Annotated in this window: 20 protein-coding genes; 4 read left to right on the top strand and 16 right to left on the bottom strand. The window is 41.4% G+C overall.

The window, feature by feature from the left end; genetic code table 11:
- Positions 1-13 precede the first annotated feature (13 nt).
- The 3 genes from J2W55_RS03860 to J2W55_RS03850 all read right to left on the bottom strand — a co-directional run bounded on the left by J2W55_RS03860 (position 14) and on the right by J2W55_RS03850 (position 3293).
- Positions 14-1420 (bottom strand): alpha-L-fucosidase, encoded by a 1407-nt coding sequence (locus J2W55_RS03860; RefSeq protein ID WP_310092173.1) that lies wholly within the window; start codon positions 1418-1420, stop codon positions 14-16.
- A gap of 26 nt (positions 1421-1446) precedes the next feature.
- Positions 1447-2118, bottom strand: a complete 672-nt coding sequence (locus J2W55_RS03855) for a basic secretory protein-like protein (RefSeq protein WP_310092170.1) — start codon at positions 2116-2118, stop codon at positions 1447-1449.
- 143 nt (positions 2119-2261) lie between these two features.
- Positions 2262-3293, bottom strand: a complete 1032-nt coding sequence (locus tag J2W55_RS03850; protein WP_310092168.1) for a LacI family DNA-binding transcriptional regulator — start codon at positions 3291-3293, stop codon at positions 2262-2264.
- 331 nt (positions 3294-3624) lie between these two features.
- On the opposite strand from J2W55_RS03850, the gene J2W55_RS03845 reads away from it, so the two are divergent.
- Positions 3625-4962 (top strand): APC family permease, encoded by a 1338-nt coding sequence (locus J2W55_RS03845; RefSeq protein ID WP_310092165.1) that lies wholly within the window; start codon positions 3625-3627, stop codon positions 4960-4962.
- Positions 4963-4964: 2 nt separating this feature from the next.
- Positions 4965-6125, top strand: a complete 1161-nt coding sequence (locus tag J2W55_RS03840) for a trans-sulfuration enzyme family protein (protein ID WP_310092163.1) — start codon at positions 4965-4967, stop codon at positions 6123-6125.
- A 78-nt stretch (positions 6126-6203) separates the two neighbouring features.
- On the opposite strand, the gene J2W55_RS03835 is transcribed toward J2W55_RS03840, so the two are convergent.
- From J2W55_RS03835 to J2W55_RS03790, 10 genes are all read right to left on the bottom strand, one after another.
- Positions 6204-6980 carry an SDR family oxidoreductase gene (locus J2W55_RS03835; RefSeq protein ID WP_310092162.1) on the bottom strand — a complete coding sequence of 259 codons (777 nt, stop codon included), beginning with the start codon at positions 6978-6980 and terminating at the stop codon, positions 6204-6206.
- Positions 6981-7012: 32 nt separating this feature from the next.
- On the bottom strand, positions 7013-7369 hold the full coding sequence (locus J2W55_RS03830) for a nuclear transport factor 2 family protein (protein WP_310092160.1): 357 nt from the start codon (positions 7367-7369) through the stop codon (positions 7013-7015).
- 237 nt (positions 7370-7606) lie between these two features.
- A complete protein-coding gene (locus J2W55_RS03825; protein WP_310092158.1) occupies positions 7607-8077 on the bottom strand; it encodes a RidA family protein in 471 nt (156 codons plus the stop codon).
- Positions 8078-8144: 67 nt separating this feature from the next.
- Complete coding sequence (locus J2W55_RS03820; RefSeq protein ID WP_310092155.1) at positions 8145-10007, bottom strand: outer membrane protein assembly factor BamB family protein; 1863 nt, start codon at positions 10005-10007, stop codon at positions 8145-8147.
- An 80-nt stretch (positions 10008-10087) separates the two neighbouring features.
- Positions 10088-11800: a RagB/SusD family nutrient uptake outer membrane protein gene (locus tag J2W55_RS03815; RefSeq protein WP_310092153.1), complete on the bottom strand. Its 1713-nt coding sequence runs from the start codon at positions 11798-11800 to the stop codon at positions 10088-10090.
- A 17-nt stretch (positions 11801-11817) separates the two neighbouring features.
- Positions 11818-15084 (bottom strand): SusC/RagA family TonB-linked outer membrane protein, encoded by a 3267-nt coding sequence (locus J2W55_RS03810; RefSeq protein WP_310092151.1) that lies wholly within the window; start codon positions 15082-15084, stop codon positions 11818-11820.
- 75 nt (positions 15085-15159) lie between these two features.
- A complete protein-coding gene (locus J2W55_RS03805) occupies positions 15160-16389 on the bottom strand; it encodes an exo-beta-N-acetylmuramidase NamZ family protein (protein WP_310092149.1) in 1230 nt (409 codons plus the stop codon).
- Positions 16390-16407: 18 nt separating this feature from the next.
- Positions 16408-17256: a phosphodiester glycosidase family protein gene (locus tag J2W55_RS03800; protein ID WP_310092147.1), complete on the bottom strand. Its 849-nt coding sequence runs from the start codon at positions 17254-17256 to the stop codon at positions 16408-16410.
- Positions 17257-17516: 260 nt separating this feature from the next.
- Positions 17517-18260 (bottom strand): DeoR/GlpR family DNA-binding transcription regulator, encoded by a 744-nt coding sequence (locus J2W55_RS03795; RefSeq protein WP_310092145.1) that lies wholly within the window; start codon positions 18258-18260, stop codon positions 17517-17519.
- A 276-nt stretch (positions 18261-18536) separates the two neighbouring features.
- Positions 18537-19427, bottom strand: coding sequence for a glycerophosphodiester phosphodiesterase family protein (locus J2W55_RS03790; RefSeq protein WP_310092144.1), 891 nt, complete (start codon positions 19425-19427; stop codon positions 18537-18539).
- A gap of 212 nt (positions 19428-19639) precedes the next feature.
- Between J2W55_RS03790 and J2W55_RS03785 the strand changes: the two genes are divergently transcribed.
- Positions 19640-21106: a ligand-binding sensor domain-containing protein gene (locus tag J2W55_RS03785; protein ID WP_310092143.1), complete on the top strand. Its 1467-nt coding sequence runs from the start codon at positions 19640-19642 to the stop codon at positions 21104-21106.
- Between the two features lie 177 nt (positions 21107-21283).
- On the opposite strand, the gene J2W55_RS03780 is transcribed toward J2W55_RS03785, so the two are convergent.
- The 3 genes from J2W55_RS03780 to J2W55_RS03770 all read right to left on the bottom strand — a co-directional run bounded on the left by J2W55_RS03780 (position 21284) and on the right by J2W55_RS03770 (position 22748).
- Positions 21284-21766, bottom strand: a complete 483-nt coding sequence (locus tag J2W55_RS03780; RefSeq protein ID WP_310092140.1) for a hypothetical protein — start codon at positions 21764-21766, stop codon at positions 21284-21286.
- 94 nt (positions 21767-21860) lie between these two features.
- Positions 21861-22469, bottom strand: coding sequence for an alpha-ketoglutarate-dependent dioxygenase AlkB family protein (locus tag J2W55_RS03775; RefSeq protein ID WP_310092138.1), 609 nt, complete (start codon positions 22467-22469; stop codon positions 21861-21863).
- A gap of 3 nt (positions 22470-22472) precedes the next feature.
- Positions 22473-22748, bottom strand: coding sequence for a hypothetical protein (locus tag J2W55_RS03770; protein ID WP_310092136.1), 276 nt, complete (start codon positions 22746-22748; stop codon positions 22473-22475).
- A gap of 73 nt (positions 22749-22821) precedes the next feature.
- Here J2W55_RS03770 and J2W55_RS03765 point away from each other — a divergent pair, with 73 nt between their 5' ends.
- Complete coding sequence (locus tag J2W55_RS03765) at positions 22822-23550, top strand: ImuA family protein (RefSeq protein ID WP_310092133.1); 729 nt, start codon at positions 22822-22824, stop codon at positions 23548-23550.

The following is a 23550-nucleotide window of genomic DNA, read 5'->3' as shown; positions in this document are numbered from 1 at the left end:
CCCTGTTATATAATTATCTTCTTTCGTTGTAAACGCCAACTTCGGCAATTGAAACCTGGTGATCGGCTTCGTCAACAGATACGCGAACCTTGCTTCCCCACACCCTGTCAAAACGGAAAACTTTAACCCGTTTTTTATTCTCGCCTGAAAACAGCGGTTTCCAGGTACCATTTTCACAGTATTCAACGCGCAGTTTGGCAATATTTGGTTTCTCTTCGGTAATAACAATGGCATTAAAACCCTGATCACGGTTAAAAGTTATTTCGTACCATGGTTTTTTCACCGTTGGATTGGATATCCACGATGAGCCAAAATCATCATCATTGGCAAAATCCATAATGTTGGAGTCGTCGCTCCAGCTGGAATTGGAGAACTGATGCTTGGCCAGGTTGGGCGATATGATAGGTGCATCCAGCTTTGGCAACTTAGCAACCGGACCTTCGTTTTTCCATAATTCCCCTATTTTTTTTAAAGCAGCCAGGGCATTGTCATCAATAACGCCGTCGCGATTAGGAGCAACATTCAATATAAAGTTACAATCAACATTATTAAACGGAACTATATTATCGTTCACCAGTTTAACCGGGTCTTTAAGCTCGCCTTTGGGATCAGACAAATTCCAGAACCAGTGTTTTTGAAGCGGGTAGCATGACAGCGCTGGCATGTTGTTGTTTTCTTTTGATATGTGCTGGCCCGCCCCCTGTTCGTAGGTTTTTATATCTGTATAGAACATACCTTCGGACGGGTACTTTGCACCATTAAGGTCCATCATGAGGCAATTGGGCTGTAATGATTTTACCAGGCGGTATATCTCTTCAAAAGGCACATCATCATAGGATATTCTTGACCACGGCGCATCCCAGCCGTCAATAATAAGAGCGCCAATATCGCCGTATTTGGTAAGCAGTTCTGTAATTTGTGCCTTGATCATGTCAATATGCTTGCGCGTTATGGCGTTTGGCCTTAACTTGTGATGAGTGTCTAATATGGAGTAGTATAAGAACACCTTTAACCCGTTGGCCCTGAATGCATCAGCATATTCCTTTACCACGTCTCTTTTCAGCGGGCTGTTCATTACATTATAATCGGTTGTTTTTGTATCCCATATACAAAAGCCGCTATGATGCTTGGTAGTTATACAACCGTAGGTCATGTGGGCAGATTTGGCCGCCTTTGCCCATTGATCGCAATTAAGCTTGGTAGGGTTAAAAATGGCTGGGGACGCTTCCGGATCGGCCCAATCCTGGTTCATATAAGTGGGGATATTAAAGTGGATGAACATGCCAAAACGCAGGTCAACAAATTCCTGCTGTAACGTTGCCAGATCTTTTACCGGTTTATTACTTTGTGCTTTCAATAAAACAGGAAGGCTGCAAAGCAGAACAATCCAGATGGTTTTTATGCTGTATTTAAATTTCATAATAAGTATTTAACAGAAGTGGTAATTTAAACAGCCGGGTTTGCCGAGTAAGCCGACCATAACTCGTCTAATGTTTTTCCGGTCGCGTTTTTCCAGCTGTTGTCAGTAAAAGTATGATCACGCAGCTGGCTGTCAAAGTCCTTCACCAAACCTGGTTTTATGTTTTTTTCAATCCAAAATAAAAAGCGGGCGGTTACGCGGTAACTGTTTTCATAGCTCTGGCTGGTTTTAAAGGCAGGCAGCGCCCATTTAGCCCCGGCATTATCAACCCCAAATTTAAAACGGGCATAATCGGCAATGCCCTCGGTTAACCAACCCGGGCCATTACTTTCTTTGTAAGCCTGTACAATATGCATTACCTCATGGGTAACCACATCAATATCTTTTGGGTGCGATGTCATATACTTTGCACTGAATACAACGCGGTCATCAGATGTGGCAGCTACACCATCATAAGTAGTGTCGATAACGAAAGTTACATTTCTTGAAGTTTTTTTATTGTACTCCTTTGCCAGTTTGGGATAAACTTCATAAAAAGTTTCAACCAGCTTATCTTTCAGTTCCTTACTGAAGGTTGTGTCCTGGTTTTCAAAAGTAAGTTTATACCCGCTTTTTTTGAATACTTCAGACGATTGCGCATGACTGTTTTCGGCAAGGGCAAAGGCAAATAACAAGCTTAAAAGAAATGTTTTTTTCATTGTATGGATAATTGAATAAATATAAGGTTAAACACTTAAATTTTCTTTTTGATAAAACGTTTTACCAAAAAGAACGCAATTTTTCTAAATAATTCTCAAATATAACGCTGTAAAGCGTTCTACCAAATTTTACAGCCTTTTTATCAGACTTGTTTTTTTATGGCAGTTGAGCTTCGTTCTATCAACTTTGAGGGGATCCTCAGTTTTACTTTTGATATATCGTGCTTATCACCGCTTATTTGGGAAAGTAAAAGATCAATTGCCGACTTTGCTATTTCATACGTAGGTTGCCGGATAGTAGTAATGCCAGGAGGGTATAAGCTAAATACCTCATTGTCATCAAAGCTTACCACAGCCAGATCATCCGGAATAGTGAGGCCCAGTTCCTTAATACTTTGCAAGCCCATAATGCCCAGGTAATTGGTTGTAAAAAAAACGGCGTCCATTTGCTTATTCTGTGCTATGAAATTTTTTATCGCGTTTGTGGCTTCACTTTTGTCCATGTGAAAAGGCGATTTAAAGATCAGCTTTTTATTCTCTTTTAAGCCGTTTGTTTTCAGCGCGTCTTTATATCCCTGCATACGGTCGTCCAACTGCACCAGGTCGATATCAGCGGTTACAAGTCCAATTTTCTTATATCCGGCGTTTATAAGGTGCTCAACTGCATTATAAGCGCTACTGTAATTATCAACCAGCACATGCGGAATATCCAGGCCTTTAAAATAACCATCTATCAATATTACCGGCTTTTCATTGGCAATGAGGTTCTGGATATCCTTTTCCAGGCCTTTCATGGGTGTAACAATATACCCGTCAACCAATTGTTGCGAAAGCATCCTTATTACATCCTTTCCCTTTTGAATATTATTATCAGAACTACAGTAAATGATCCGGTACCCTTCCCTATCCGCTTCTTCCTCAATCACTTTGGCCATTTCTCCAAAAAACGGGCCGCCAATATTTTCCACAACCAAACCTATAACTTTAGAAACACCTGTACGTAGGCCAACAGCCATACGGTTAGGCTCGTACCCGTTTTTTTCGGCTACCTCCAGTATCTTTTTTGTTATTTCCTTACTAATACGGCCTTTGCCATTTAAAACGAACGAAACCGTTGTTATAGAAGTGTTGGTAAGCTTTGCTATATCCTTTATGGATATTTTTTTATTCATCATTATGTGGTTCTCTTGTGATTTTCAGGTTTAAACGATCATCGGGAATAAATATAATGAATAAGCCTGCCCATCAAAAATATAAATTTATACCGACCCGCGGTATATTTATTATTTTACATGCAACAGTATTAACAATATTTAACATTTAAGCTAAAGTTAAAGCATATTATAAAATAATATTAAGCGTAATAATCAATTCATATGCCAGGGTGTCCGGTTAAAAAATCAATCCGCTTTGGTGGCCTAAAACCTTTTACTAAAAATATGCTTAAATTACCCATGCAAAATTTAACACCCAATTAATTAAAACCATTAATACCCCTGACTTTATATGAGCATTACGCCCAAACTTAATCGTTTTGACCTTTCAATGATCGTTATTAGCCTGGTGATAGGGATGGGTATTTTTGCAACCCCGGGTGAAGTAGCCGTGAATTCAAACAATCCGTTTTTATATTTTGGGGCCTGGTTTTTTGGCGGAGCGGTAAGCTTATGCGGCGCGCTCACCTTTGCCGAAATAGGTGCCCGCTATCCAACCACCGGAGGTTTTTATAAAGTTTTTTCACATTGTTTTCATCCCGCCTTTGCCTTTATGATCAACTGGATATTGGTGATCAGCAATGCGGCATCAGTAGCGGCGGTGGCCCTTATTGGCGCAGAATATATTAACCCGGTTATTATGCCGGCAGGTCTTCAAAACGACCTGGGCATCAAAATTATAACCATAACATCGGTACTTATATTATATATTATTAACTTTTTGGGTATTAAAATGAGTGCCAGAACTCAAAATGTGCTTACCATATTTAAAATAAGCATGATACTGATCCTTTGCACCGCTGCTTTTAAAGGCCACTTCTCTTTAGAAACTTATAAAATGATAAAACCGGTCAGTAATAATAATTATAACCTGAGCGCGTTCGGGATAAGCCTGGTTGCTGTATTTTTTACCTATGGTGGTTATCAGCAAACCATCAATTTTGGAGGCGATATTATTAATGCGAAGGTTAATATTCCTAAGGCTATTTTTAGAGGGATGATCACAGTTATTTCACTATACCTGCTTATTAATTTTTCATACTACTCGGTTTTAGGTATTAACGGCCTGCAACATAAAACCGCTTTGGCGGCTACTTTAGCCGGTGCTATTTTTGGCGATGTTGGCTATAAGGTGATCTCGCTGCTGATGTTTGTATCGGTGCTGGCCTTTATTAATGTAAATATTATGGCCAACCCCCGGGTTTATTACGCCATGGCCGAAGATGGTATATTGCCCCGCAGATTTAAACATGTTAACCAGCAAACACAGGTACAGGAGTTTGGCTTAAGCTTTTTTGTTACCGCTGTACTTGTGATATTATTTTTTGTTAGTTCGTTTCAAAAAATGCTAAGCTATGTTATGTTTTTTGATACCATAGGCCTTTCAACCGCCGCGGTTACAATTTTTATTCTCCGACGGAAAACAAAACACCTTAACGGAACCGGTATTTATACCATAAAATGGTACCCATTGATCCCCATTATATTTATTGTTACCTACTGGTTTGTTACCATAAGTATATTTATTGAAAACCCTTTGGCTGCTTTGATATGCCTTTGCGCATTTGTTGCCGGCCTTATTATATATTTTATTACTAAACGAAGCCAAAAGAACATTATAATACCTTAGTTATGGAACTTTCATTTATATTAAATGAACTGGGGGAAGAACGCGAAAACTATTTTAACGCGGTTTCGCCCCCGGTTATACAATCAAGTAACTTCACCTTTAAAACAGTACCTGAACTCAGGCAAGCCATGGCCGATGAGTTTGAGACCAACCTGTACTCAAGGGGACAAAATCCAACACTTACCATACTAAGGAAAAAATTGGCAGCTTTAGATGGCGCCGGTGATGCTTTGGTGTTTAGCAGCGGTATAGGTGCTATTAGTGTGCCACTGCTCTCTTTGCTAAAAACCGGCGACCATGTCATAGCAGTTGAAAACCCATACAGTTGGACCATAAAGCTTTTTAAAGAATTTTTGCCCAAATTTGGTATAACCACCACCTTTGTTGACGGCACCGATTTTTCCAATTTTGAAGCTGCCGTTAAACCACAAACGCGCCTGATATTTTTAGAAAGTCCAAATACATTTAGCTACGAGCTGCAGGATATAAAAAAAGTAGCAGGTTTTGCCAAGCTGCGCGGCATTATTACGATGATTGATAACAGCTATTGCAGTCCTTTGTATCAGCAACCAATAAGTATGGGGGTCGACCTGGTTGCACAGTCGGCCACCAAATACATTGGCGGGCATTCAGATATAGTGGCAGGTGTGCTTACCGGCAGTAAAGAATTGATAAAACAGATATTTGATCATGAATTTATGAACATTGGCCCCGCCATTTCACCACACTCCGCCTGGTTGTTATTACGGGGGTTAAGAACATTGCCCTTACGTCTGCACCGCAGTTTTGAAAGCACCAGGCTTATTACCCAATGGCTAAATGACCACGAAGCGGTACAGCATGTAATATGGCCTTATTGCGCCGGCTTTAAACAAGCCGAGCTGGCCCATGAACAAATGCAGGGCTGTGGCGGGTTGTTCAGCTTTACTTTAAACAATTCGTCATTTAAAAAAATTGAGGCTTTTTGCAATGGATTGCAGCATATATTGCTGGCTGTTTCATGGGGCGGGCATGAAAGTTTGATATTGCCATCCATCGCTTCAATTACAGAACATGAATACGGTGCCATTGATGAACGCCATCAGCTCATCAGGATGTATGTGGGTTTAGAGGACCCTCAATATTTAATAAATGACCTGCAGCAAGCGTTGGCTAAAATTTAACCAGGCCACTACATCAATTTTTTGTAAAGCACCCGGTTTATCGTCAATGCTAAAATATAAATGGGTTAACAGCCAAAATCAGCTTGCAAGTTTGTGGCGTAAAAAGGCTTCCCATGTTACATGGCCGTAACTATTTGTTGGCCAGATATTGTTTTCAGAACGGTAACGGTCATATTCTTCGTCCTGAATAGATTTTATTTTTAGTTCATCGTTTCGGCCAAGTACCTTAAGGTAAGTTTTTGCCATTTCCTCAAACTTAAGCAATTCAGGCCCGCCTACACCCCGCAATAAACCTACGGGCTCCTTTTGCGCCAGGTCTACCAAAAGTGCCGCGGCCTCCTTTACTTCTATCGATTGAAAATGCATACCGTCGGGTACGATGATAGCGCCATTCTTTTTGTCAAATGTTTTAAGCATAGACAACACATAATTATGAAATTGCGTGGTGCGTAAAACAGAAAACGGGATCCCGCTTCCGGCTATCATTCGTTCCACTTTTATTTTTGTTTGATAATAGGCGTAATCGCTTTTATCTACATTAATAATTGATATATAAATAAAATGCAGGGTCTTATCTTTATCAATAGCATCCAATAAATTGCAGGTACCTTTAATGTCAACACTTTGAGTGTCCTTAGGATTGCTTGCACAATGTATAACAACATCGGCGTCGCGGGTTGCCTCTGCCAGTCCGGTGTCTGATGCCATGTCCCCTTTTACCAGTTTTACCCCGGCAGGAACCGATGTGTTTTTCTTTGAAGTTAATACAGTAACGTCATAATTAAGTGCAAGTAACTGATCAACAACTTCTTTGCCCAGCAGGCCCGTACCTCCTGTTACCAATACATTTTTCATCTTCTTAAATTTACATACCGTCTATCCTATTTTTACTTTGCCTTTTCAAGTATTGGCCGCGGGTCAAACAATACATTCAGCGAGTTTATTTTACCGTCCTTTACATGATACCAACCACAGCCAAATATGTTAGTGCCCGACATGTCGAGGTCATAAAACAGGCATACGTCACTGTCTTCGGCAATTACCTTTTTCACGTCGTACTTAAGTTTCATTTGCTGCATATCTTTCATATAAGCATGTGCACCATCCCGCGAACCCAGCACCCCCTTAAAGGTCATGTCATCTGTTAAATAATTGCCGGCTGCTGTAAAATCCTCCTTATTAAGTGCATCTATAAAAGCCAGTACTACCTCTTTTGCCGGTTGCTTATCTGTATTATTTTTCATAATATGCTTATATCATAGGCAACTCATATTATGAATAATAAAAAAAACCACCTAATGTTTCAACGTGTTAAAAATAAAAGGATAAGCTACTGCCGATTAAACTATTAACAATATGTTTCTGTTGGCTCAATATGAAGCAATTACAGCGAGCCCGTCTGTATCAACGGATTATTACAGCAAGGCAAAACGGACAGAAACCTGTGCCGGCAAAGAAGAATTATGAAGATGTGATATGCTTTACTTCTTTTGAATAATTGCAGTGGCTTCTATTTCAATTAAAATATCATCTCTGAAAAGCTTACTAACCTGTACCAGGGTACTGGCAGGCGGATGGCTGATATTGACAAACTTGTCCCTGACGTTGCGAAGCGCCTGAACCTGGGATACATCCAATATATAATAATTTAATTTGACAACATCATTCATTGATCCTCCGGCATCTTCGACTATACTTTTTATGTTGGTAAATACCTGTTGGGTTTGCTGCGCGAGATCGCCTTTACCCACTAAGTTTCCGCTTTTGTTTAAAGCAACCTGGCCCGACATAATGAGCATGGTATTTTTTCCAAGATCAATGGTAACTGCCTGAGAATATCCTTTGGGCACATTTACCGACGCCGGATTTATGAATGCAATGCCCTGCGTACCTTGCTGTGCAAAACATACCGATGAATAACATAACAGGATTATAAAAAAACACTTTTTCATAGCTGAGGTTAATTTGATAAGTAAAATTGCCGCAATAACCGGATAAAAACAAATAAGATAGGGATCTCTATTGGTTCTTTATACCGCGCAGGCTCATAACCTTACCGTCCATTGTACTCACATAAACACTATAGCCAGCTGGAAGTATAGGATTTACCAGGCAATTGGATACTTTGTATTTCCATAACACAACGCCGCTTTTACGACTAACAGCATAGGCTATGCCTGAGTGTGTTGGCACGTAAATAATGCCTTCATGCTCAACTATAGCTGATGGGCAAAGTTCATACGGTAATTGCAATGCGGCTTTCCAGTCAATTTGCATGGTATTGGCTTTGGTTGATATTCCTAACAACTGCCCGTCCATGATCTTTACATACACCAGCGAGCTATCAGCTGACAAACCCATAGACTCTCTTACCCTTATGCCTTGCATTTTCTCGCGCCATAACACTTTACCTGTCAAAGCATCTAAAGAGGTCATATACTGGTCTGGTGCTACAATAAATACGCGATTGTTAGCGGCTACCGGATAACACGCGGCCGGCGAAAACATGCGGTTAGATGAGCCGTTGCTCCATTTCCAGACAAGCTTACCGCTGGCAAGGTCAAGCGCATAAAAGTCATTTGCCCAACATCCAAAATAAATTTTGCCCTGATAGATGAGCGGTTTGGTTACCACAAAACCCTTTACCTGGTCAAAATCCCAAATTAACTTTCCGGTGCTTAAATTTAAAGCGCGAAAATGCCCATCGGAAGCGCCAATATAAACGGTGTTATCTTTAATTACCGGCGAGGCTACAATTGCTTTTTCAGCAGCCGTTTTCCAGATAAGCCTGCCGGTTGTTGCCGAAAGACAATAGATATAGTTATCAGATGACCCCGCAACTACGTAATTACCCGACACAAACGGGGTAGAGTATATTTTGCCGCCTGTGGCATAAGCCCAAACCCGTTTGCCTGTATTTTTATTTAAGGCATATATTAGTCCCCTGGTGTCGGTTAAAATAAGTTTATTCCCGGCCATGGCCATTCCGGCTCCAATATCGCTCTGATCCTGGTAAGTCCATAAAACCTTTGCCCCCGGATTTTTATTAACCGCATAAGATGGACGGTAATAATGGGTGGTGTCCGTATTAAAATGATGGTTGAAAAGCGCTGTTTCGGCCCATTTTCTGTTGGTTTGTATAACCGGTTTGCGTTCTTCAAAAGTAGCTTTACCGTTTTCAAAAGTAACAATGTTGTAGCCACCAATACTGTCCTTCGCCCGCAGATTGGAACGCCCCATTATACCGGGAATACCATCAAAAGTATAAGTATGATTGTTATGACCATGCCCGCACATGATGAGCTGGATATTTTTAGTTTTGAGTTTATTGATAACCGTATACCAGTTGTTTTGGGCGGAATCCTGCGGGTAATGGTTCAGATAAACTATCGGGGTTTCGGGCCGGGTATGATCAAGCACAGAATCAAGCCATACGATGTTTTCTCTCGGTACCTGTCCGGGCCCCATGCGCATATTTGGCCCCGAACTGGTGGCGGCAAAAAGATAGCCGCCATAATTAAAGGCAAAAGTTTCGGCCCCAAAAACCTTTTTAAAGGTATTGCTTCCGCTTTCGGACCAGTTTGCATCATGATTACCCGGAATGATATACCACTTTTTATTGAGGCTATCTAAAATTTGTTTGGCCAGTCTCAGCTCGTCATCGGCGCCAAACTCGGTAATGTCGCCGGTAATTACCACAAACTTAAGCTCATTATTGGCGTTGATGTCTTTTACCGTTCTGCGCAGGTCGTCGGCCGCGGTTGGGTTGCCAATATTAATATGGGTGTCAGAAACAAACGCAAATTTGAAAGATTGGGCACAAACAATATTTATTGTAAGCAACAGTACTGTAAAAAAAGCAACCAACTTCTTATGCTTCATGGATATCAGTTTTAAAACCATCTAATTAAAAATTATATAGAAAACCCTTCCGATAAAACAGGAAGGGTTTTCTGATATCCTTATTGCCAGCCGGGGTTTTGTTTCAGGTCTACGCCCTGGTCTTTATACAGCTTTATCTGATCTAAAGGTAACGGACTTAAGTAAACTTTAGGGTCATTGAATATCCTTTGGGTTTCGGGTTTTGTGGCTGGCACAATATAGCCCTCAGGTGCATTATTTTGTATAGCTACTGATAAGGTATTTGGATAATCTGCCCGTTTTATCCAGGCACCTAAATTAATATCCGGATTTCCCTGCGTATCCAGGTATTCATATTTTTTCCATTTCTTAAGGTCGTCATTTCTAAAGCCCTCCATCATCAACTCAGTACGGCGTTCACGGCGGATCTCCCATAACAAAGACGATACTGACGGATCTCTTTTAGGATCATCATAAATAACGTTATTTACAGCCGGTTGTCCGCCTATTACTTGTAAATCAGGTATGCCGATGCCATTTCGCCTCCGCAATTTATTAATGGATATGTCAAGATCGTTCTGTGTTAAAGTTCCCAATTCGGCACAGGCTTCCGCATAGTTTATTAACACCTCGCCATAGCGTATTACAGGGGCCTGGGTATCATTGAGGTTACTGTTTCCATTGGTAAGATCTTTGATATCCTCGTTAAAAAACTTGAGGACAGCATACCCGGATGATGAGTAATTTGAAACCACTCCATTTAACCTTAGTGCAGGTACAAAAGTAGCGTTAATACGCGGGTCCCTATCCGTCATTACATCGGCAATGGCTTTATCTCCATGGTATAAAGGAGATACGCCAATCGGTAAACCATCTTTACATAAATAGGATTCAATAGCATTTTTTGAGGCACCCGTTTGCGGTTCCTTATTCACATAACTTTGGAGGCTGTGTGTAAGCTGACCTGTTAAATATTTCCTGTATAAAATGATTTCCGGGTTGGTTGAAAGGTCGAGCGAGTTAAATAGCTTCCTGTAATCAGGAGCCACTGAATACCCCCCTTTGGTGATCACCTCATTTGCAGCCCATTTGGCCGCGGTTAAATATTCAGTAGCTTTTGCCGCATTATTGGCCTGATATTTTTGCCAGGCGCCTTCAAACAAGAACACTCTTGACATGAACGCCAATACCACGTTCCTGTTCACTACAAGGCCTTGCGGACCAGTTGCGGCATCAGAAACCCTTACATTGGCGGCCGCATAGTTAAAATCGGCCAGTACACTATCCATTACCGTAGTGCGTGGGTCGCGCGGCCGGTAAAGCTCTTTGGTATCGGTTTCTGACAGCACTTTTCCATACCAAGGAAAATCCCCGAATGATTTTACCTTAGCGGCAAATTCAAGCGCGCGAAAAAATCGACCCACACCTGTCCAATGTTTCATAGCTTCGTCAGACATGGGTACCTTTTTAATACGGTCAAGAAAAATATTTTCCCGCCGGATATTGGTGAATGACCAACCACCACCTGTTGCCGGCACATTTTTAGTGAACGTTGTAGGTGTTGTAGGCGCAAAATCGTCATTTAAGCTTTCACCCGAAAAATATCCGCCCCAACTTAAATCAAAACCAGAGGCGTACCCAACAAAATACGTTGGGTAAAACCCAAAGGCAAATGTGCGTACGTTGCCTTCGCTTGTCCAGTAAGTATCATCGGTAAATTGGTCAAGAGGCTGTTTGTTCAAAAAATCATCAGTTTTTTTGCATCCCCATGAGATGAGGATCAAACCGAACATTAAATATTTTAGCGTTTTCATAATATCTTCTTTAATAATTAAAATGTCACCTGTAATCCTAATGAATATGTTTTTCTGTACGGGTAAACACGGCCGAAGCCGGCGCGGTCATTGTCAATCTGGGTTTGTGAAAAATCAGTTTCAGGATCAACCGGGATATCTCCTAAATGATCAAACGTTAATATATTTTCCCCACTGAAAAACAAGCGCAATCTTTCAATCCCTAATTTTTTGGTAACGCCCCTGGAGAACGAATAACCCAGGTTTAGATTTTTGAGGCGCAGATAAGCCATGTTAAGCAGATAGCGGGTTTGAGGTTGATAATCCCACCTGTCTACAGTTGAGCCGTAATCGGTTGGCCTGGGATAAAAAGCGTTAGGGTTACTTTCTGTCCAATAATTCATTTGGTAGGAATACCATCCTTCGGCTGCCCTGAATCCCGGAAACACTACAGGCCCGCTGGCCCATAGCTGGCGCTTGCCTACCCCTTGAAAATAAACATTCAGGTCAAAGCCTTTCCAGTCGCCACCTAACCTTAAGCCATATTGATAACGCGGAGTTGAATTACCAATGATCTTTTTATCGCCATGGTCATCAACGGTATTGCTGCCCTGGTAAACCACACCGTCGCCGTTAAGATCTTTATATTTAACATCCCCGGGGCCAAAGTAAAATGAACCACTTTCCATTTGAGTTTGCGATGGTACACCCTGCGCATATATATAATGTCCCGCGGCGTCCTTACCGGCAAAATCACTCGCGGTAAATAAACGATCGGAAACATAACCCCATATTTCGCCCAGTTTCATACCTTCATAATAGTTTGAATTCAAGGCGGCAATAGGAGCTGGAAGTTGCCTGGTAGGACTTGCGAATTTGGTTATTGTTTCTTGCGCATCAGACAAAGTAGCGGTAGCGCTAAAATGAAAGCCCCCGCTAAAAGTATGGTTATAATCTATAGCCAATTCCCAGCCCTTACCTTGTAATTCGCCATAATTACGTACCGGCGAAGATGCGCCAAATGAACTTGGAAGTGGTATACCCGCGCTGATCATATTACTGGTGGTTCTGTTAAAAACATCAAATGTTAACCCCAGCTCGTCGTTTAAAAAGCGGGCGTCAAGTCCAAGGTCAGCTGTTCTGATGGTTTCCCAGGTCAGAATGGGAGAAAGCGGTGTGGGGGTGGTTAAGGTAACGGCATTCCCGCTTGGCAATAACCATCCTGATGTTTGAGCGGATAATAATGACAGGAAACGATAATTACCTACAGCCTGGTTACCTACTGAGCCATAAGAGCCCCTTATTTTCAGGAAGGAAAGGAATCCTTTACTCCAGTCCATATATGGTTCTTTGGTGAGCACATAACCGGCAGAGGCAGACGGGAAGAAACCATACAGATCCTTAACAGGAAAACGGGACGACCCATCTACACGGCCATTTAACTCCAGTAAGTATTTGTCTTTATAGGCATAATTAATACGGCCAAAATATCCCAGTGTTGAGTAGTGACCGTCGCTTGACGTTGCAAACTGATCGCCGGTAGCCAGATTTACTTCACCAAAGTTTGGATCAAGCAAATTCCTGCGTTCAGACGATTGGCTTGTGTATTGATTCAGTTCTATATCGCTACCCAAAATTGCTTTAAAGGAATGGTCTTTTATATTTTTATTGTAAGTAGCAAACAATTTGCCCGTACTTACCGTGTTCCAATAAGAATAGTATCTTGCTTTATTATATGACGCGCTTTGATAAGGCGTGTAATTTAACGCAGTGCCATTAAACGACCAGAAATCATAAGCAGAAGTATTACCGCCCGTTTGATGAAAATGCTCATTTGTACCAGAATACGTATAATCAGCATCGACAGTAAAGCCTGGCAATATTTTGAATGTACCACCTACCGAAATCCGGGTAAGGTTATTTTTATCTTCGTCTAACTTTGCCTGCTGAACCTCCGTTACCGCACTCCTGAATGGCAAGCCATTATAAGTACCATAAGGATAATTTGCAGGCCAGCGATACAGATAATAATACGGGCCATATTGTGAACCCGAAAAAATAAAAGGCGTTTTGGTTACTGTATTTGCAAATATTACTTTGCCACGGGCGTCAAGCCATTTGGTTGGGCTTGCACCTACGCCCAATGAAAAGTTATACCGGTCAAATTCATCGGGGTTTACTTTGAGCACACCCTTTTGGCCCAAATAACCTAAGCCCAGGTTATAGTTTATTTTTTCGCTGCCACCACTTATACCTACATTATGCGATTGTTGCGGCGTCCAGTCTTTTAAATACATTTTGCCGGCATCCCATGAGCGGTAGAAGTATAATTTACCACCAATAATATCAAAATCGCGTCCCTGTACCATTTCAGGGCCAAGATTTTGTCCCCCATACTGCGTTTCCCAATCGCGCATCTTTTGTATGGAAGCAGCATCAACCGAATAACCGATGATACTGTAAGATGAAGTATTAGGATTAAAACGTTGCAAGGCAAGTAATGAAGCCTGGGAGTTATCAGCAGCAGAAGCAAGCTTAAGTTGATTTGTTGGCGCCGACCATGCAAAATTATTGGAATAGGTAATACGATTGGTTCCATTCCGTTTGCCGGTTTTGGTGGTGACTAATATTACTCCAAACGCTGCCCGGGTGCCATATATAGACGCCGATGCCGCATCCTTCAATACCGATATGGATTCGATATCATCCGGGTTAACTAATTGAAGGCTCGGTATCTCCACGTTGTCAACCAATATTAAAGGCGCTGCACCAGCTGCACCCGTATTAATAGATCCCACCAATCCCCGTAACCTTATCTTAGGATCAGTTCCTAAATCGCCTGTAGCTGTAGTAATTGTTAAACCCGGAACCACCCCCTGAAGGCCGCGGGCCACGTCAGTGATCGGCCTGGATTGCAGTACTTTAGTATCTACAGTAGCCACAGCGCCCGTTAAATTGGCTCGTTTCTGCGTTCCGTAACCTACTACTACTACCTCGTTGAGTGATTTAGTATCAGCGCCCAGCTTTACATTAATAGTACCCGTATTTTTTACGGTTACTTCTTGTGTGGCAAAGCTTATAAAACTGAATACCAGTACCTCACCCTGCGCGGCCTTAATGGTGTACGATCCATTGACGTCGGTAATTGTACCCTCCGAAGATCCTTTGATTTTAATTGAAACCCCGGGCAGCGCGTTTCCATCATCTGCAGAGGTTACTTTTCCGGTAATTGTTTTTTGCTGGGCCATAACCTGTACCGACAAAAACAAAAAAGCCAGAAATGCATTAAGTAGCTTTTTTTTCATAATTGTTCTTTTAAATGTTCAGTTAAACCTTATTAATTAGATATATTTTAGATAGTATGCTTGAAGCCGGTGCAGTTAGAGATAAAGCAGGTATTGTTGGCGCATTTTTTTAAATTGCGATAATTTTGGCTCCCAGCTTTTCCGTATTTCAGCTTCGGTTTTGCCGGCAATAATTTGTTCTTTGAGGTCTGTTGTGCCTGCCAGCTTATCAAAATTCCCGATCTGTTTGCTCTGCTTAAAGTCGAAAAAGCGCTCCTTAAAGGGGTAAGCCTTATACATTTCAATTAACCAGCTCAGGTTAATGTGTTTGCTCTTAACCAGTTTTTGGGTATCGTAGTCTCTCAAGTCAAGGCCATAGCAAGTTTCATTTTCAAACAAAGGGGTCTCGCTCATTCCTTTAATTCCAACCGGGGTAAAGCTGAACTCGTATTTCTCTTTCAGATCAGGGTTGCCCAATACACAAAACGGAAAATAAGTTCCCCTGCCCTGGCTTATAATGGTGCCCTCAAACAAGCAAAGTGATGGGTATAGCAAAACGGATTGCTGTGTATTTAAATTAGGCGAAGGGTGTACAGGTAAAGTATAAGGCATGGCGTGCCTGTAATTAGCTACCGAAACAATTTTAAGCCGGCATTTTATACCGCCGGCCAGCCAGCCTTCGCCGTTGATCATCCGCGCGTATTCACCTACCGTCATCCCATGTGCAATGGGCACCGGATGAAAACCTATCCCCGACTTTAGTTTCATATCAAGCACAGGTCCGTCAACCATATATCCGTTTGGATTGGGCCGGTCAAGGATCAGCAATTCTTTGTTGTTCTCGGCACAAGCTTCCATAACACGATGCAGCGTAGCCAGGTAAGTGTAATACCTTGCACCAACGTCCTGCAGGTCATATATCATCAGGTCAATTTCCGCGAGGTCTTTTGACTCCGGCTTACCTGTTTTGCCATATAATGAAATTACCTGTATCCCGGTTTTGGGATCAACACTGTCATTAATTTTCGCCCCGTTACTGGCGTCGCCCCTGAAGCCATGCTCGGGCCCGAATATCTTTACAATGTTTACGTCCAGTGATTGTAAACTATCAACACTTGCTTTGCCGGCTATTTGAGAGGATGGGTTAACCACCATGCCTATTCTTTTTCCTTTTAAATAAGGGAGGTATTTTTCAGTTTGATCAGCCCCGGTAATGATCTCCTTTTGATAGGCTCCTGATAAATCAGACACATTGCCTGGCTGATACTGTACCTCTCCCCTTCCGGTTAATGTTATCATCAATAAGGAGAGTACCGCTATTTTCATTTGGTGTTAATTATTATCTTAGGTTCTTTTAATCAATACCACATTAGCCACTTTGCGCTGTCCCATATGATCCCACTTTCCATTGTCTGACGGATAGTTTATCACACCCTGCTTTTTTGTCCACAACGTTGTTGAGCCGCCCCCGTCAAGATTTATCCCATCCCGGCAATGCAGCCAGTGCAATACCCGGCTGAGCTCAAACAAGCTCATCCCTGCCGAATTTGCATCCCGCCCGTCAACGGTGATCATTAAAACCCGGTTATTTTCCGTTATAGCTATGGCTGATCTGGGATGGCGGGTAATATTAAAGCTGCTGGAATCAAGCTTAATCTGCCGGTCATCATGATACAGCAGCGGCCCGGTTAACATCACATCCTGTCCATCCAGTTTTTTTTCCCAATCAGGGCTGCCGTCCCATTCATCAATGTGCAGTACGCCGTCTTTTATCACCAATGCCGCCTGCTGATGTCTGGCTCGTGTGTTGTTTTTTTCGAGCCGGTTCTCATTAACTATTTCCCCCTCTGCCCTGATGAAATCAACAGACCCACCGTTTTTTACATCAAAAAAGGTCCCGTTAATGGCGGCAAGGGCCTGGTTACGGCTGCCAAAATCGCTGGTCGTTCTTTTTATTTGGACTTCGTAGGCCAAGCTGAACTTATTTTTAGGTTTAACCTTAACTTCAAGAACGGATATATATTGATTGGATTTAAATAAAGAATGGCCTCTAAACCACACTTGCCTTAAATGAATGCCGGGAGCTACACGCTTTGTTGACCACTCGGCCCTTTTGAAATTTATGGAATCAGTTTGCGCAAATACAACTCCTGTATTAAGCATGAACACCAGGAATATTGTGGATAACCGCATACTACTATAGTTAAAGGTTTAGAACAATAATTTACAATGCTTAATAACGCACAAAACCGCAAACTCATAAGCACCTGTGCTCAAATATAAGTAATAGCAAAATTAAAATACCAAACTTGTGCGTTATTAAATTAAATAACGCATAAAACCGCATATTAGATTATAAAAAAAGCACCTGTTCACGCGTAAACACATAAAGAGCGCATTTGTAACATTTTTGTTAATGAAAAATCGGGAAGATTTTGGCTACGCCAGAGGGATTAAAGTACTGTTAAAACGTTAGTATACGGAGATAATGTTTCTTCTGCAGGATCAATATCTGTGATTAAATAATTGATCGCGTTTAAATTGCATATTTTCATTTTCTCATCTGAATTAAGCTTTTCGGCAATGCTTACAATGGCCGTTTTGTTGGCAGATTTTATCATCGCTTTTTTAACCTGAACCACTTCCCATACAGAATCTGTGATGCCGTTTTCCAGAGAAATTGCATTGGTGCCTAAAAAACACAGGTCAACTTTTATATCAGCAAGCTGATTGATCACCATAGAACCCGTAACAATATAAGAATCATGTAATAAACTCCCGCCCAGCAAAATAACCTCACACTCTGAATATTCAATAAGTTCCATGGCCACAACCGGGCTTACCGTAAAAAAAGTACACCGACGATCTTTAGACACAAGGCGGGCCATTTCAATTATAGTTGTGCCTCCGCCCAAAAGCACTATCATTCCGTCGTTAACAAGCGTTAAGGCTTTTTTGGCTATTTGTTTTTTTGCTTCCTGGGCATAGGTTTCTTTTATCCCCGTAGTATGCGAAAAGGATTTTGACATAGCTCCCCCATATACCTTTTTTATCTTTGCATTGCCTGCCAATTCATTCAGATCCCGCCGTATAGTATCTTCAGACACATTTAGCTTAACGCACAGGTCTGATGATAACACTTTGTTATGCAGGTTTATCTGCTTCATGATAAAATTTTGTCTTTCTTCTTTTAACATGGCTTGTTAATTAGGGGGTGCTGGGCTTATTTATCGTAATTATATTAAAATGTATTGGATAACGGATACTTTGGTGTAAAAGACATAAGTTATATTAAATTATTGCATACACTTCTGAATTAAATTTTTGACAGGGTTACCCAAAGTGCATAAACCGCCATGCAAAAAAGCGCCCCTTAAGGCGCGCTTCAATAATATTAATACTACTAATACATTTTAACCACCCGGGCGATAAAAAAGGAGATTTGACGCAATATTGTACTCACAACTCGCTGCTTATCTTTTTTGGTAATTTCCAAATACGCGCACCAGTTTATCAGGATAATCTGATATTATTCCATCAACTTTTAAATTGGCGAGCGCTTTCATATCAGCCTCGTTATTTACTGTCCATGGTATAACTTTAACGTTATTTTCGTGGGCCATCTTTACCATGAGTTCGTTTACACTTTTATACTCCGGACTTATAATCGTCGGAACAAACCCCAATTTTTTTATATTATCATCATAGCTGCCCGCCTGAGTTAAAAAAGCTGTGTTTATCGCCGGCCATTGCTGATGTAATACCCGTAAGGTACGCGGATCAAATGATTGTATAATAACCCTGTCGGTTATATTCTTTTGTTTAATTACAGCCATCAATAAACTTACAAACACATCCGGAACCGGGTTAGTGATATTGTCGCCCGCAGGGCTGCTTTTGGTTTCGATGTTGTAATTTACCGGCTTTAAATGATTTGCTTTAACATAACTTTCTACACTATCAATAAGTGCGGCCAGCAAAGGCTTATACGTTTTAATCATTTTCTGATCATGAAAATCAGGGTGTTGTTTTACACCTTCCTGAAACAAACGGATACTATCATAGGGCATTTTATATAAAACATAGTTTTTTTCTTCGGTTTTGGTAATTTCCGTTCCATCGGGTTTAAGCATAATAGCAGCCGACATAACCGCGTCGTGCGAAACAACAACCTTTCCGTCGGCAGTTATATGGCAATCCAGCTCTAACGTACGCACCCCCAAATTAACGCCATTTATCATGGCCGGAATGGTGTTCTCAGGCATTAATCCCCGGCCTCCGCGATGCGCCTCCGTGTCAAACACCTGGGCATTAAGGGTAAAAAAGCTACCGCAGCCAATTAATAACATTAATAAATGTTTCATAGTTGTTATTTTGTTCAGTTTATATTCGCGGTTAATATTAACCATTTTTCATAATTCAAATGTATATGGCATATTAAATCATGTCCATATTATTAAAAACAGTGGGCCTTCGTATCCAAAATGGTATAATTAAGTATCAATAGCGATACTTAACATTATTTAACTATCATTCATTTGGTGTTTTGAGTTTGCTTTCTTTATTTTATAACGTAATGCTAACACTGTTATCCCCGACCAAAATTTGTAAGTTTTTACTTATCGGTTTGTTCGTTTTCTTTTTACCCATGGTGCTTTCGGCACAAAATATTTTTCCAGAAAAGATAAATATTTGCAATACTTTAAACTTTTGTATAGACTGCGGCAACCCAAAGGCAACCTGCGATCAGTTTACGCTCGATTATATATGTGATAAAATTAATCGTAAATACATTTTAAAGGATGCGTATGGCTCAATATCTTTTCAGGTTTTGGTTGAGCCAACCGGCTTTAGCTGTGTGCTTAGCCATACAGACGTTACTAATACACCCATAACAGTTGAGTTGATCAGGTACCTGAATGGCAACATATGGAGACCTGCCATTGAAAACGGCAAACCGGTATTTTCGTCCGTTGTTGTTGTTTTTCGTTTTGCTTATGGCAGGATATCAGCCCAGATGCAAAGAGTTGACCTCACCGAATTAAAGCCTCCAGGCGATCCTGTTATTTATAACAAAAAAACTGTTTACGCTAACCCATCTTTAAAAACCTATGAATTTACCACGTGGACTAAGTATAATTCACCGCTTCCTGATAATGTAAGCAGGTCATGCGCAATAGACAAATCTGATATTTTGTGGTATGCCTCCGCCAAAGGAATAACCCGGTTTGATGGCGAAAACTTTAACGCAGTTAATGAATTTAATTCCCCCTTTACCAGTGAGACAGCTGTAAGTGATATCACGGTTGACAAAGACAACAACACATGGGTTTATGCCAACAACAAAATGTACAGGTATAATGATGCCGGATGGCAGATATATGATTTTAAGAAGTTTTTGGCCTCGGGTGTTACGCGTATTTTACACAGCCGGCATGGCGAACTTCTTTTTACAACTAAAGACGGCCTGGTAGTATTAAGAAAGGACAAAGTTGTTTTACTGAATAAAAAAAGAATCCCCAAGTTACCCTCAAACAATATTTATTATGCTTTTGATGATAGCCAAAAACGTTTGTGGATAGGAACCTCAAAAGGCACCATTATGATTGACAAAGAAGTGATAACTAACTTTAACACATCTGATACGCCTTTAAAAAACGTTTATATTTCTGGTGCTGCCGAAGATGAAAAGGGTAATCTTTATTTCTCACTGGTTGACTGCAACGAAACTGCCGGCGATAATGACAAAGAAGGTATAGCCGTATTGAAAACAAATGGCAGGTGGCTTCACTATAATGACAAAAACTCGGGGATGCCTTCAAACCGGGTAAACGACATGTTGTATGACAAAAATGAACATCTGTTGTGGATCGGTACAGATCAGTCGGGCATTGTAAGATTTGATATGAAAGACGGTTGGGAAAATTATCATAATAACAATTCGGCGATGCCGGGTCATACAATTTATCAATTGGTGCAGGACTCCAAAGGCGTTATTTATGCAACCACTGCCAATGGCCTGCTAAGGCTCAGAAAGAAATAAACAAAAAGAAGAATATATAAGTAGATGATCAGATCATCATAATAAACTATTTTCTATAATGAAACGAAACCATAAGATTAAAGCTCACAGTGCAAAGAGGTCCGTATCATAATCAGGAGCAATCCCTTTTCTTTACAATACAGACCATTTTAAGCAGCTTTTAAATATTATAAGCAATTACATGGTTCCGCCACCGGCGTACTGCAACATTAAGTCAATTTTTCCGTCCTTGTTAAATTTCCACACTTCCTGGGTGCGCTGTTTAACTTGTTTCCCATCCTTATCAGTAAATTCCTCAGTCCCCCAAATGCAAACCACATTTTCATTCTTGTCTGTACTTTTTAAGCTTACCCAGGCATCTACAATAACCTTATAGTTTTTTATTGAATTTCTGAATTCCTTTACGCTGGTTAAATTTTGTGCTTTACCTTTTATCATTGCACCGTTTGCAAGCATCATACTTACCGTATCCGTAAACATATCCAGGTGATTATCTAACGTGTTGTTTTCAAAATCTTTCCAAAGCATCAGTATCTTTTCTGAATAACTTGGATCAGCAATGGTAAAACTTGATGAATAACTCGGGGTGTAACCACTGTGTGCCTGGCTCATTGCCGCAAATGGCATGGCCAGTAAAACTAAAATAAAAAGCTTTTTCATGGTTTGAGAATTTAGTTGTTTGTAACTGGTTTGTTACATTAAATATATAACTAAATACCTAATAATCAAAAAATTAAATAACTATTTATATTGTTTAGATCACCACCCGGAACGTAAGGTTAACACGGGCTTTCATCGGCCTGGCCGACTTGGCGATCCGGTGTTCCCAATGCTCCTGCAAACCCGCCTTCATCAGCAGGAAAGAACCATGTTCCAATTTAATGGAATAATGTTCTTTATGATCAGCCTTGTTGCGGATATCAAAGCTGCGTACCTGGCCGAAACTCACCGAAGCAATGATCGGATTTTTGCCCAATACGCTTTCCCGGTCGCTGTGCCAGGCCACTGAATCGTTGCCATCTCGATAATAATTTAATAATACGCTGTTAAATTGAACACCAGCCAATGGTTCTACCTTCTCCTTCAAAAACAGTAATTCTTGTGTCCAGGGTATCGGGTTGGTTACTCTCCCGGGATGCGAATAATCAGTGCCCAGGTCGCCATACCAGGCAGTTAACCTCGGCGTCAGGTATTCCTTATCCCATAGTTTTTGGGTTGTTTGTTTCCAGTACGCTTCGGCAATAAACTTTTTCAGCAGCGCATCGCTTGTCTTTTGGTCAATAAATCCTGGATAATACTCCAGCAATTCTTTAGGCAATCCCTTGCTCTGACCGGCTTCGCCAAATAATGCCAGTTGCTCCATCGCTCAAACCCTCTCTATGTAAGTTATAATAAAATGCGCCAGTTGCTCCTGCTCTGGTATGGTGAATATTTCTCCGTCATAAATCCAGTAACCCTGGGCATCAAACAGGATACGGCCCAAAAAATCGGGATCTTTTGCAAAGGCGGTATACAAATAATAAGCCGGCACTTCGCCATGGTCTTCCGGCGCAGGCACTACCCTGATAATTTCATCAGGGCCGTAAGTCCTTTTAATCCAGGCATTCGCCTCTTTCACTAAACGGGTGCTTTTTGTCAACATCAAAACAAAGATGAAAAATTATTTGTATAAATACTAAAATTATTAGCAATTTTGTTGTTCCAAACAGAAGTTTATGCCCGAAGCCAAAAAGGAAACGATCAGCCGTTTACAGCAGGATATCCTACGCTGGCAAGGCTTTGCCCTGCCAGCCACCGGCGGGGCTAAACGTATCGGGCTTGGCCCTTTAGAGGATGCTTTTCCAAACGGTGTTTTTCCAACTGGCACTATTCATGAAATGCTTTGCCCAACGCAGGAACAGGCCGCCGCGACCAGTGGTCTGCTTTCGGGCTTACTGGCTATACTGATGCGGCAGGGCGGGGTTTGTATTTGGATAAGTACCGGCCGCAGGCTGTTTCCGGCTGCAATGGAAGGTTTTGAGGTAGCCGCCGACCGCCTGGTTTTTATAGATGTGCCACGTGAAAAAGATATCCTCTGGGCGATGGAAGAAGCCCTGAAATGTGAAGGTCTGGCAGCGGTAGTGGCCGAAGTAAGTGAGATTAGCTTTGCCCAATCGCAACGTTTGCAATTGGTGGTTGAAAGAAGTAAAGTAACCGGCTTTGTTATGCGTAACAACCTCAAAAAATTAAGCACCAGTCTTTGCGCCGCCCGCTGGCAAATTGTGCCATTACCAAGCAAGCTGAAGGATGGCCTGCCCGGCGTAGGCTATCCGCGCTGGCAGGTAGATCTGCTAAGGGTACGTAACGGAAACCCCGGCAGCTGGCAGCTGGAATGGACGGCAGATGGCTTTACTTCACTGGAAGAAACAGTAACTGAAATAATTACAACAAGGCAAGTTGGTTGA

The organism is Mucilaginibacter pocheonensis (assembly GCF_031456535.1).
In the GTDB taxonomy this organism is placed as follows: Bacteria; Bacteroidota; Bacteroidia; order Sphingobacteriales; family Sphingobacteriaceae; genus Mucilaginibacter; species Mucilaginibacter pocheonensis.
Note: the sequence above shows the minus strand (reverse complement) of the source record. Positions and strands in the feature narration are given on the sequence as shown.

Bases quoted from the DNA above. Each gene is read 5' to 3' on its own strand.
- J2W55_RS03775 (WP_310092138.1), bottom strand. From the start codon at position 22,469: ATGGAGCAACTGGCATTATTTGGCGAAGCCGGTCAGAGCAAGGGATTG.
- J2W55_RS03830 (WP_310092160.1), bottom strand. From the start codon at position 7,369: ATGAAAAATAATACAGATAAGCAACCGGCAAAAGAGGTAGTACTGGCT.
- J2W55_RS03790 (WP_310092144.1), bottom strand. From the start codon at position 19,427: ATGAAACATTTATTAATGTTATTAATTGGCTGCGGTAGCTTTTTTACC.
- J2W55_RS03780 (WP_310092140.1), bottom strand. From the start codon at position 21,766: ATGAAAAAGCTTTTTATTTTAGTTTTACTGGCCATGCCATTTGCGGCA.
- J2W55_RS03770 (WP_310092136.1), bottom strand. From the start codon at position 22,748: ATGTTGACAAAAAGCACCCGTTTAGTGAAAGAGGCGAATGCCTGGATT.
- J2W55_RS03855 (WP_310092170.1), bottom strand. From the start codon at position 2,118: ATGAAAAAAACATTTCTTTTAAGCTTGTTATTTGCCTTTGCCCTTGCC.
- J2W55_RS03845 (WP_310092165.1), top strand. From the start codon at position 3,625: ATGAGCATTACGCCCAAACTTAATCGTTTTGACCTTTCAATGATCGTT.
- J2W55_RS03795 (WP_310092145.1), bottom strand. From the start codon at position 18,260: ATGTTAAAAGAAGAAAGACAAAATTTTATCATGAAGCAGATAAACCTG.
- J2W55_RS03805 (WP_310092149.1), bottom strand. From the start codon at position 16,389: ATGAAAATAGCGGTACTCTCCTTATTGATGATAACATTAACCGGAAGG.
- J2W55_RS03765 (WP_310092133.1), top strand. From the start codon at position 22,822: ATGCCCGAAGCCAAAAAGGAAACGATCAGCCGTTTACAGCAGGATATC.
- J2W55_RS03860 (WP_310092173.1), bottom strand. From the start codon at position 1,420: ATGAAATTTAAATACAGCATAAAAACCATCTGGATTGTTCTGCTTTGC.
- J2W55_RS03815 (WP_310092153.1), bottom strand. From the start codon at position 11,800: ATGAAAACGCTAAAATATTTAATGTTCGGTTTGATCCTCATCTCATGG.
- J2W55_RS03820 (WP_310092155.1), bottom strand. From the start codon at position 10,007: ATGAAGCATAAGAAGTTGGTTGCTTTTTTTACAGTACTGTTGCTTACA.
- J2W55_RS03840 (WP_310092163.1), top strand. From the start codon at position 4,965: ATGGAACTTTCATTTATATTAAATGAACTGGGGGAAGAACGCGAAAAC.
- J2W55_RS03835 (WP_310092162.1), bottom strand. From the start codon at position 6,980: ATGAAAAATGTATTGGTAACAGGAGGTACGGGCCTGCTGGGCAAAGAA.
- J2W55_RS03800 (WP_310092147.1), bottom strand. From the start codon at position 17,256: ATGCGGTTATCCACAATATTCCTGGTGTTCATGCTTAATACAGGAGTT.
- J2W55_RS03810 (WP_310092151.1), bottom strand. From the start codon at position 15,084: ATGAAAAAAAAGCTACTTAATGCATTTCTGGCTTTTTTGTTTTTGTCG.
- J2W55_RS03825 (WP_310092158.1), bottom strand. From the start codon at position 8,077: ATGAAAAAGTGTTTTTTTATAATCCTGTTATGTTATTCATCGGTATGT.
- J2W55_RS03785 (WP_310092143.1), top strand. From the start codon at position 19,640: ATGCTAACACTGTTATCCCCGACCAAAATTTGTAAGTTTTTACTTATC.
- J2W55_RS03850 (WP_310092168.1), bottom strand. From the start codon at position 3,293: ATGATGAATAAAAAAATATCCATAAAGGATATAGCAAAGCTTACCAAC.